The 9722-nt window shown below is 68.8% G+C and carries 10 protein-coding genes and 1 riboswitch; all 10 genes read right to left on the reverse strand.

Annotation, left to right across the window (positions count from 1 at the left end; translation table 11 throughout):
- Positions 1-5: 5 nt before the first annotated feature.
- Complete coding sequence (locus CyaNS01_RS05190; RefSeq protein WP_186699409.1) at positions 6-779, reverse strand: ABC transporter permease; 774 nt, start codon at positions 777-779, stop codon at positions 6-8.
- Positions 776-1801: an ABC transporter substrate-binding protein gene (locus CyaNS01_RS05195; protein ID WP_186699411.1), complete on the reverse strand. Its 1026-nt coding sequence runs from the start codon at positions 1799-1801 to the stop codon at positions 776-778. Before CyaNS01_RS05195 ends, CyaNS01_RS05190 begins: the two co-directional genes overlap by 4 nt.
- Positions 1802-1926: 125 nt before the next feature.
- Positions 1927-2700 carry a hydrogenase nickel incorporation protein HypB gene (hypB, locus tag CyaNS01_RS05200; protein ID WP_186699413.1) on the reverse strand — a complete coding sequence of 258 codons (774 nt, stop codon included), beginning with the start codon at positions 2698-2700 and terminating at the stop codon, positions 1927-1929.
- A 5-nt stretch (positions 2701-2705) separates the two neighbouring features.
- Complete coding sequence (locus CyaNS01_RS05205; protein WP_186699415.1) at positions 2706-3095, reverse strand: hydrogenase maturation nickel metallochaperone HypA; 390 nt, start codon at positions 3093-3095, stop codon at positions 2706-2708.
- A 3-nt stretch (positions 3096-3098) separates the two neighbouring features.
- Positions 3099-4301: an agmatinase gene (speB, locus tag CyaNS01_RS05210; protein ID WP_186699417.1), complete on the reverse strand. Its 1203-nt coding sequence runs from the start codon at positions 4299-4301 to the stop codon at positions 3099-3101.
- Between the two features lie 26 nt (positions 4302-4327).
- A riboswitch (guanidine-I (ykkC/yxkD leader) is annotated at positions 4328-4453 on the reverse strand.
- A gap of 73 nt (positions 4454-4526) precedes the next feature.
- Positions 4527-5936, reverse strand: a complete 1410-nt coding sequence (fumC, locus tag CyaNS01_RS05215) for a class II fumarate hydratase (protein ID WP_186699419.1) — start codon at positions 5934-5936, stop codon at positions 4527-4529.
- Positions 5933-6577 carry a thylakoid membrane photosystem I accumulation factor gene (locus CyaNS01_RS05220; protein ID WP_186699421.1) on the reverse strand — a complete coding sequence of 215 codons (645 nt, stop codon included), beginning with the start codon at positions 6575-6577 and terminating at the stop codon, positions 5933-5935. The genes fumC and CyaNS01_RS05220 overlap by 4 nt, the downstream gene beginning before the upstream one ends.
- Positions 6578-6643: 66 nt before the next feature.
- Entirely contained in the window at positions 6644-8302 is a 1659-nt protein-coding gene (locus tag CyaNS01_RS05225) for a DUF3685 domain-containing protein (protein ID WP_186699423.1), read from the reverse strand.
- Between the two features lie 36 nt (positions 8303-8338).
- Entirely contained in the window at positions 8339-8737 is a 399-nt protein-coding gene (locus tag CyaNS01_RS05230; RefSeq protein ID WP_225875904.1) for a transcriptional repressor, read from the reverse strand.
- Between the two features lie 203 nt (positions 8738-8940).
- Positions 8941-9714, reverse strand: a complete 774-nt coding sequence (hisA, locus tag CyaNS01_RS05235; RefSeq protein WP_225875905.1) for a 1-(5-phosphoribosyl)-5-[(5-phosphoribosylamino)methylideneamino]imidazole-4-carboxamide isomerase — start codon at positions 9712-9714, stop codon at positions 8941-8943.
- Between the last annotated feature and the right edge of the window lie 8 nt (positions 9715-9722).

A 9722-nucleotide genomic window follows, 5' to 3' on the forward strand; every position in this document is an offset into this window, starting at 1 on the left:
GGGGTTCAGTTGGCCCAGGAGCAGGCTCGCCGCATCGTGAAGCGGAAGCCCAGATCGATCAGCAGCCCGATCAGCCCGATCACAATCAGGCCGAGAAAGATCTGATCGGTGCGCAGAAAGCGCTGGGCCAGGCTGATGCGTTTGCCCAGGCCTTCGTTGGCGGCCACGAGTTCCGCCACGATCACCAGGTTCCAGGCAGCCGCCATGTTGATCCGGTAGGCATCCAGCACCTGGGGGGCGATGCAGGGGGTGATCACCCGCAGCAGCACCTGGGAGGGGCGGCCCCCCAGGGTGCGGGCTGTTTCGATCAGCTCGTTGGGAACGAACTTCACCGCATCCATGATCATCAGGGTGTTGAAAAAGAGGGTGCCGATGAAGATCAGCAGAATCTTGGGCAGTTCACCCAGCCCGAAGTAGATGATCAACAGCGGGATGAAGGCCGGAGCCGGCATGTAGCGGATCAGGCCCATCAGCGGCTCCAGCAGCCGGTTGATCAAGGTGCTGGTGCCCATGGCGATCCCCAGGGGCAGGGCGACCAGCGCCGAGAGGCCGAAACCGGCGAACACCCGCCCCACACTGGCCAGCAGGTCGGCCCAGAGCAACCCCTCCCGGGCCTGGCTGCTGCCGGCGGCCAGCACGGCCGAGGGGCTGGGCAGAAACAGGGGATCCACCACAGCAGCCGCTGTCACGGCGCTCCAGATGGCCACCACGGCCAGGATCCCCACCAGCCCCAGCACCCAGGGGTGCAGGGCCAGTCGCCGCAGACGAGCCCGGTTCACGGGGTCTTCGCCGCTTCCACGAACTGCGCCGCGAACAGGCCATCCAGGTCGGGAGGACTGGTGGCCAGCCCCACGTCCTGCAGGAACGTGCTGATCTGCTCCGCCGCGAAGGGCAGGGAGGCCATGGTGGTGCCCGGTTGCAGCGCCTTGAGGTTGTCCTCCAGGCTGAAGATCGTGGTGCCGGCGTCGTACTCCTTGTACTCCGCCTCACTCACGCCTGCCCGGGCACTGAGGATGGCCAGGGAGGGCCCGGGGTTGGCCTTGATTTCAGCCAGGGTGGCGAACCAGGCATCCACCACCTTCTGCACCTTTTCAGGGTTGTTGGCCACAAACTCCGTGCGGCACACCAGGTGGTCGCTGATGGCGCCGGGGAAGTCGGCCGAGGAGAACAACGTGGTGCTGCCGGCGCGCTTCAGGGCCTGGGTGGTGAAGGGAGCAAACACGCCCACCGCATCCACCTGGCCGGCCACGAAGGCGGCCGCCGCCGCGCCGGTTTCCAGTGGCACGAAGGTGATGTCATCGGCGCTGAGGCCGGCCTGCTCCAGGCCCAGCAGCAGCAGGTAGTGATCCACCGTGCCCTCTTCGGCGGCCACCTTCTTGCCCTTCAGATCGGCAAGGCTGGTGATCCCTTCCGCCACGATGATCTGGTCGTTGCCGGTGGAGTTGTCGTTGGTGAGCACCACCTGCAGTTCGGCGCCGCCGGCGATCGAGCTGATCGTGTCCCCGAGGGTCTGGCTGTTGCAGTCGAGCTGGCCGGCGTTGAGGGCGTTGATCGAATCGAGGTAGCCGTCAAACCACTGCAGCGTCACCGGCAGCCCGAACAGGCCCTTCTCCTCGGTGACTTTCCAGGGGATCCAGCCGGGCCAGGCGCTGTAGCCGATCCGCACCGGCGCATCGGAGCCGCCGCCGCCCTGGCCACCGCAGGCGGTGAGGGCACCGGCGCCCAGGCCGAGCAGGAGCAGGGTGGCCAGCAACCGGGTGCGGGAGCGGCGGAAGCGGCGCGGGGGGTTGGGGGTGGTCATGGGGTTGGAAGCGGAATGGGTGCTGGAGGCGGGGCAAGGGGCCCTGGACGTTGACGAAGGCGTAGATCACCGAGGCGACGCCCTGGGTGGGGCGGGCTGGGCCCAGGACTGGGAAGTTCGGGAGCTCATGGACTCACCAGCGCCGGCACTTCGGCCATAGCCGGGGCAGCGGCCTGGGCCGAGGCAGGGCCAGCGGCCTTGGCAGCGTCTGCCCTGCGTGCCGCAGCCAGCTGTTGCCGCTGCTGCTCCAGCCAGGCGTGCCAGGCATCCAGGCCCTCTCCATTGGTGGCCGACACCCGGATCACGGCGCAGCGGGGGTTCACCTGGCGGATATGGGCTTCGATCCGCTCCACCGACACCGGCAGGTGGGGCAGCAGGTCGGTCTTGGTGATCAGCACGCAGTCGGCCTCCCGGAACATCACCGGGTACTTGAGCGGCTTGTCCTCCCCTTCGGTGACGCTGAGCAGGGCCACCTTGCGGTGCTCGCCGATGGCGAATTCGGCGGGGCACACCAGGTTGCCCACGTTCTCCACCCAGAGCAGATCAAGGCCGGCGGGATCGAGGCGCTGGCCCAGCAGCCGGAGGCCGCCACGCACCATCGCCGCATCCAGATGGCAGGCGCGGCCGGTGGTGATCGGCACCACCGGCACCCCCACGGCCTGCAGCCGTTCGGCATCGAGCTGGGTGGTCATGTCGCCCTCCAGCACCGCCATGGCGTAGGTGCCGGCCAGCTGGGCCAGGGAGCGCTCCAGCAGGGAGGTCTTGCCGGCGCCGGGGCTGCTCATCACGTTGAGGCAGAGCAGCTGCCAGGTGTCGAAGTGCTCGCGGTTGTGGGCGGCCTGATGGTCATTGGCGGCCAGCAGATTGAGGCCGAGGGTGTCTTCCAGGGGCATGTGCATGGCGATCAGCGGCAGGGAGCGAGGTGGGACGAGGATTGGCCAGAGAGGCTGTAATCAATCGAGCGGATCTTCAGCTCACGGCCCTGCACGATCTCCTCCATCGGGTGCTTACAGCAGGGGGAGCGGTAGCCCTGCTCGGCACTGGGCGCGTAGGTGCCGTTGCAGAGCACACATCGGCCCAGCAGGGGCACCGATTCGATTACCAGCCGGGCCCCGGCCAGCCAGCTCGACTGCACGGCCACCTGCCATGTGGTCACCAGCTGCTCGGGCTCCACGCAGGTGAAGCTGCCCACCAGCAGGTGCACGGTGGTCACCTTCGGTGTGGCCGGGGCGTGGCCCCGCTTCCACTCCTCCATCGAGAGCAGCAGGCAGCGGGTCATGTCGACTTCATGCATGACTCACCTCCACTTCTGATCGACCTGCATGTTGCAGGCCTCATGCAGCCAGGCCGGCTTCTGTTGGCGCGGCAGCTGGCCGCTCACCACCAGGTGGGCCATGGTGTCGCAGATCACCCGGGTGGCCATCAGTGAGGTCATGTCGCTGATGTCGTAGGGGGGCGACACCTCCACCAGCTCCAGGCCGCAGACCGGCACGTTGCGCACGATCAGCTCCAGCAGCTTGAGGGCTTCGCGGGGCAGCAGGCCGCCGGGTTCTGGCCAGCCGGTGCCGGGCACGAAACCGGCGTCGATGCAGTCGATGTCGAAGGAGATGTAGACGCAGTCGGTGCCATCGGTGGCGCGCTCGATCGCGTACTGGGCGGCCGCCTCCAGGCCCATGTCGCAGATATCGGTGACGGTGAGCACGTTGGTGCCCCGCTCGCGGCACACCTTCACCCCTTCGCGCGGCACCTGCCAGCCGCCGATGCCCAGCTGCACCAGGTTTTCGGCCGGGGCGTTGGCCATGTTCGTGGCGTGGAACCACGGACAGGTGTGCATGCGTTCGTCGAGGTCGATCTCCTGGGTGTCGACGTGGCGATCGAAGTGGATGATGCCCACCTTCTTGTCGCCCAGGTGGCGGCACACCCCCCGCACGGTGGGAAAGCCGATCGAGTGATCGCCGCCGAGGATGATCGGGAAGGCGCCGCTGGCGAACACGTGCGCCACGCCCTTGGAGATCTGATCGAAGCTCTTCTCGTTGTTGGCGGGAATCGTGAAGATGTCACCCACATCGCAGAGCCGGATCGACTCGCGCAGGTCGACCCCCATCTCGTAGTTGTAGGGCGTGTAGAGGGCCGAGATGCGGCGGATGCCCTGGGGGCCGAAGCGGGTGCCGGGCCGGTAGGTGGTGCCGGAATCGTGGGGTACCCCCAGGATCGCCACGTCGAATTCGCCGACGCGATTCACATCTTCGATGTAGGGCGCCTTCATGAAGGTGTTGATGCCCGCGTAGTGGGGCAGCTCGCCGCGCGAAAAGGTGGAGATGCGCCGGTCCACGATGCTCTCAGCCGCCTCCAGCCCGTAGCGCAGGCCCTGGTCCACCTCCTGCTGCCAGCCGGTGAGCGGCAGGCGGGCTTCTTTCTCAAGGGCTTCAGCGCCCTGACGGCCAGGCGGCGCCGGGGTGCGGCGGTCAAAGGCCCCTTCAGGGCCTGGCGATGCGGTCATGGCACAACACGGAGGTGGGGGTTGCGGTCTCCCGGGCTTTTATCCCTCCGTGCAACCGGGTGGCCCCGGTGAGCTTCTCTCGGACCAGACGTCTCTTCAGCAGGACCCTGGGGCCATCGCTGAACGGGACCGGAACCCTAGAAACTGCTTCCGCCCTCAGACCCTCTCCCAGGTGTTGGCTGAGCGTTGTGGTAATTGTTACCGGGGCTCGAAGCCGGCGCCAGCTCAGCCCTGCGCTGCCGATCCCAGCATCTGATTGGGCTGCACCCAGCGATCGAAGTCTTCCCCGCTCAGCTCTCCCAGCACCAGGGCCGCTTCCTTCAGGCTGAGGCCCTGCCGGTGGGCGTGGCTGGCAATGGCGCTGGCACGGTCGTAGCCGATCACGGGGGTGAGGGCCGTGACCAGCATCAGGCTCTGGTCGAGCAGGGTGGCGATGCGGGCCTCATCGGCCCGGAGGCCCTCCAGACAATGCTGGCGGAAGGCCGTGCAGCTTCCCTGCAGCAGGGCGATGCTCTCCAGCACGTTGTGGGCGATCAGGGGCTTGAACACGTTCAGCTCGAAGTTGCCCTGGCTGGCGGCCATCTGCACGGCGGTGTTGTTGCCCATCACCTGCACCGCCACCATGGTGAGGCTCTCGCACTGGGTGGGATTCACCTTGCCAGGCATGATCGAGCTGCCCGGTTCGTTCTCAGGCAACACCAGCTCACCAAGGCCGCAGCGGGGTCCACTGGCCAGCCAGCGGATGTCGTTGGCGATCTTCAGCAGGGATCCGGCCAGCACGGTGAGGGCTCCGTGCAGGGCAGCCAGGGGCTCATGGCCCGCCAGCGCCTGGAACTTGTTGGGGGCACTGGTGAACGGCAGCGCCAGCCGGGCCGAGAGCCGGGCGGCCACGGCCTCACCAAAGCCCGCCGGAGCGTTGAGACCCGTGCCCACGGCGGTGGCGCCGATGGCCAGTTGCCTCACCTGGGGCAAGGTGGCGGTCAGGCTCTCAAGCCCAAGCTGCAACTGGGCCGCATAGCCGCTGAACTCCTGGCCGAGGCTGAGCGGCACCGCATCCTGGAGGTGGGTGCGGCCGATCTTGACGATGCCGCTGAAGGCTGCCGCCTTCTGAGCCAGTTCCTGCTGCAGGGCCTGCAGCGCCGGGATCAGCCCCCGCTCCAGCTGCAGCGCCACCGCCACGTGCAGGGCAGCCGGGAAGGTGTCGTTGCTCGACTGGCTGAGATTCACATGGTCGTTGGGGTGCACCGGTGCCTTGCTGCCCAGCACCCCGCCACAGGCTTCGATCGCCCGGTTGGCGATCACCTCGTTGACGTTCATGTTGGTCTGGGTGCCGGAGCCCGTCTGCCACACCTTCAGGGGGAATTCAGCATCGAGCTCGCCCCGGGCCACCTGCTCGGCCGCCGCCACGATCAGGTCGGCCAGGTGAGGCGTGAGCTTGCCCTCGGCGGCGTTCACCTCGGCGCAGGCGGCCTTGAGCTGGCCGAAGGCGTGCACCACGGCCAGGGGCATGGCCTGCCCGAAGGGGAAGAAGTGGATCGAGCGCTGGGTCTGGGCGCCCCAGTAGTGCTCGGCCGGCACGGCCAGGCTGCCGAGGCTGTCGCTCTCCAGCCGCGTGGCGTGGCCATCGCTGCTCATCGCCCGCTCAGCACCTCGGTGTTGAGCTCGTTGAAGCTCATGCTGCCGCTGCTCTTGAAGCTGTCGGGCAGCTCCAGGCCGGTGGCCTGGCTCACCGCTGGATTGATGCGATCCAGGCCCACCTGCCCCTCCTCATCGAGCAGCACCTGGCCGTCGCCATCGAGCACCACCACCTGGGGGGTGTGGCCGTGCCAGTAGTAGGCCGGATCCGAGGGCCCCGTGGTGGGACGGTTCTGCAGGGGATCGGTGACCAGGGGGATCAGCTCGATGCTGGTGCCCCAGAGCCGCTGCAGCTCAGACACCACCGGCGCGAAGGCCTTGCTGGCGCTGTCGTCATCGAGGTAATAGACCACCAGGGCCGGCCTGTGCTCCTCCAGGGTCTTGGCCAGGCTGGTGCGCGGCGGCACCAGGGAACCGTTGCCGGCGTAGAGGGCGTAGATGTTGCCGTCGTAGCTGTTGGTGGTGAGGGCCGCCTGGGCGGGAGCACCGCCGAGGCCAAGACCAAGCCCCAGGGCCAGAACCAGGCTCAGGGCAGGGCCCAGCAGTGTCCTGAGCAGGGAGCACCGCTCGCCGCTCAGGTGCCACGCGCCTGGCCGGGCCGCTCGCGGGCGGCCATCCCGGCCTGTGACTGTGCGTTGCATCGTTGACATCGGGGCCCCGGCGATGGGCCCATTGTGAAGGGCCGATGGTGCCGGCCTGCGCGCGGGCTAGGGGCTGCTGGGCCGCCGGCCCATCCCCTGCAGGATGCCCCTGCCGATCAGCCCGATCGCCCGGCCCACCACCTGGGTGAGCAGCACCACCACCAGGTTGCCGAGCCCCTGGATCAGCTGGCGCAGCTGAGGGGCCACGGCGTCGCGGCTTTCCAGGGCCAGCGTCACCAGCTGCTGCAGGGGACCGAGCCGGCGCAGCTCCCCGTCGCGGGGTTCCACCAGGTGGAGGGTGGCGATGCGACCGGCTTCCACGCAGAGCAGCTGGCGGCGGCTTTCGTAGATGGCGATCGGGCGCTCGAACCACTCGCTCCAGCGCTGCTGGGCATTGAGCTGGTTGCGCAGCCGTTCCAGGTTGCGGGTGGAGAGCAGCTCGGGCCTGAGCAGGTAGCGGCGCAGCTCCGGCCAGGCGCCGCAGCAGCTGAGCACCTCCGCCGCCAGCAGTTCGGCGGTGCGCATCAGCCAGTTGGCCACCAGGCGTTCCAGGTGCAACAGGGCCTGGAGCTCATCGGCGGCCACCAGTTGGCCCTCCACCAGCAGCGGCTGGGCCAGCACCAGGGTGGCCAGCATCGCCTGGGCGTCCGGCAGCTCGGGGTCGCTGGCCGCCAGATCACTGGTCTGCACCAGGGCCGTGGCCACCGGTTCGAGCGTGCCCAGGCGGGGGAGCTGCACGTAGGGGCTGGCCATGCTGCGCAGGGCCTGCTCGCGCAGCTGGGGCTGCAGTTCGAGCCAGCGCTGCAGCAGCGTGTTCGCCGCGCCAGGCTCGTCGGCAAGCTGGCAGCGCAGACTCTCGAGCTGGTCCAGCAGGGCCAGGAGCAGGTCGCGGCAGCGCTGTGGACTGAGCCCCTCGATGGCCAGCAGCTGACCGCTGCGGTTGTCGAGGCCAGGGCCGATGGCCGTCTCCAGCCGCAGGCGCACGGCCTGCCAGATGCCGGCGGCGTTGCGCTGCTGCAGGGTGAGACTCGTGCCCCGGCCGGGGTTGGTGGTGGACGTGGGGGGCGGTGTCTGCTGCTCCGGCAGGCCCCAGGCCAGGCTCACCGGGCCCCAGATCAGCAGCAGCAGCTGGCGGGCACAGGCCAGTTCCCGCACTCTTCCCTCCAGGATCCAGCGCTGCAGGGGTGCCTGGGGAGGCGGATCGAGCAGCCGCAGGCAGAGGGCGCTGGCGGCATCGATCTGCTCGAGGCCGTCGAGCAGGAGGCGCTGGCCCAGGCCCGTGGCCCAGCCGCTGCCCGCGCCGCCGGCGGCCTGGTTCGAGCTGGCGGGGTTGGCGGCATCGCCCGGGAGCGTGGGGGCCTGCAGCTGCAGCACCCGGCCGCCGGCCCGCAGGGTGCGGATCGCCTCCAGCAGCTCGTCGCTGCCTGGGGCCTCCAGCAGCCCGTGGACCCCCAATTGCAGCAGTGATGAGGCGGCGATGCCATGGCCCGCAGCCAGCAGCAGCAGCAGGGGCGCAGGCCGCCATCGCTCCCGCAGCAGCAGCGACTCGCGGCTCAGGTCGGCTGCGCTGGTGGCAGCCGCGGGGCGCCAGATCACCAGCTGGGGGGCCCCCACAAGTTCGGAGGGGTTGGTGACCACCACCAGGTCATCGCCATGGTCCTGGATGAGGCGGATCAGTCCGCCGGCCACCAGGGGTTCAGCGAACAGCAGTAGCTGCGGAGTCACGCACCCAGGCCCTGGTGATGGCCCAAGGTAACGGCCTCAGCCACGGAGATCCACAGGCTGATCGGAGCTGCTGCCGCTGGGGCGACGACCGGTGAGGTTGAGGGTGTACGACTCGATGCGGTAGCCGGTGGACCGCTCGATCTGCTCCAGCAGTTCGGCGGGCAGGGCCACATCGAGATCCTCGATGGCCCCGGAATCGAGGCAGGTGATGTGGCTGTGGGGATCACTGCGGTAGCCGTAGAGGCGGCCACTGGCGCGGTCGAGGCACTCGATCACTCCTGCCGATTGCAGCGCTTCCAGATTCTGATAGACGGACGTGTGGCCGATGTTGCGGCCCAGGTCGTTGAGCTTTTCGAAGATGTCGCGGGCGCTCAGATGGCTTTTCTCGGCCCAGAGCAGATCCAGCACCATGCGACGTTGGCGGCTCAGCCGCATGCCCAGATCCCTGCAGCGTCTATACACCGCTTCGGCGCAGTCAGGCACGGCCCTGGTCTCAGGCTCGGCCACCGTGCCTGTCTGAGCTGTCTGGGCCGCCGTGCTCAAGCGAACCACCTGGAAGGGAGCACCTCTGTTATAGGCCAACCCACAAGTGGTCCGTGTACGCCCAGGCCAAGGCGCCATGGCTGGGCCGGCCAGGCTCAGGCGATCGATGCGCTTTCCGGTGGGGTCGTCACGTCTTGAAGCCTGCCATCGGCCACGGCGGCCATCGCCTCAGCCAGGTCGACACGGCCGTCGTAGAGGGCGCGGCCCAGGATCACCCCCTCCACCCCCAGCGGCACCAGGCTCAGCAGTGAGAGCAGGTGCTCCAGGCAGCCGACGCCCCCGGAGGCGATCACCGGAACCGCACTGGCCTCAGCCATGGCCCGCAGGGCCTCCAGGTTCGGGCCGGCCAGGGTGCCGTCGGTGGCGATGTCGGTGCTGATGATCGCCGCGATGCCGCTGCCGTTGAAGCGCCTGGCCAATGCCGTGGCTTCCAGACTGCTGCCATCCAGCCAGCCGCGGGTGGCCACCTTGCCGTCACGGGCATCGATTCCCACCACGATCCGCCCCGGATGACGGCGGGCCAGCTCATCCACCAGCTGCGGCTGTTCGGCGGCCACCGTGCCCAGGATCACCCGCTCGAGCCCACAGGCCAGCAGCTCCTCGGCCCGCTCCGCCGTGCGCACACCGCCCCCCAGCTGCACCGGGATCGTCAGGGCGGCGGTGATCGCCTTCACCACGGCGTCGTTGAGTGGGGTGCCGGTGCGTGCCCCATCCAGATCCACCAGATGCAGCTGCTGGGCGCCCTGGGCCTGCCAGCTCAGGGCCTGGGCCACCGGATCGCCTGAAAAGCGCGTCACCTGGTCGTAATCCCCCTGGTGCAGACGCACGCAGTGCCCGTCCAGCAGGTCGATGGCGGGAATGATCTGCATGGGGCGCC

The organism is Cyanobium sp. NS01 (assembly GCF_014280235.1).
Taxonomy (GTDB): Bacteria; Cyanobacteriota; Cyanobacteriia; order PCC-6307; family Cyanobiaceae; genus NIES-981.

Coding starts and splice junctions, on each gene's coding strand:
- CyaNS01_RS05220 (WP_186699421.1), bottom strand. CDS start 6,577: ATGCAACGCACAGTCACAGGCCGGGATGGCCGCCCGCGAGCGGCCCGG.
- fumC (WP_186699419.1), bottom strand. CDS start 5,936: ATGAGCAGCGATGGCCACGCCACGCGGCTGGAGAGCGACAGCCTCGGC.
- speB (WP_186699417.1), bottom strand. CDS start 4,301: ATGACCGCATCGCCAGGCCCTGAAGGGGCCTTTGACCGCCGCACCCCG.
- CyaNS01_RS05230 (WP_225875904.1), bottom strand. CDS start 8,737: ATGCGGCTGAGCCGCCAACGTCGCATGGTGCTGGATCTGCTCTGGGCC.
- CyaNS01_RS05195 (WP_186699411.1), bottom strand. CDS start 1,801: ATGACCACCCCCAACCCCCCGCGCCGCTTCCGCCGCTCCCGCACCCGG.
- CyaNS01_RS05205 (WP_186699415.1), bottom strand. CDS start 3,095: ATGCATGAAGTCGACATGACCCGCTGCCTGCTGCTCTCGATGGAGGAG.
- hisA (WP_225875905.1), bottom strand. CDS start 9,714: ATGCAGATCATTCCCGCCATCGACCTGCTGGACGGGCACTGCGTGCGT.
- hypB (WP_186699413.1), bottom strand. CDS start 2,700: ATGCACATGCCCCTGGAAGACACCCTCGGCCTCAATCTGCTGGCCGCC.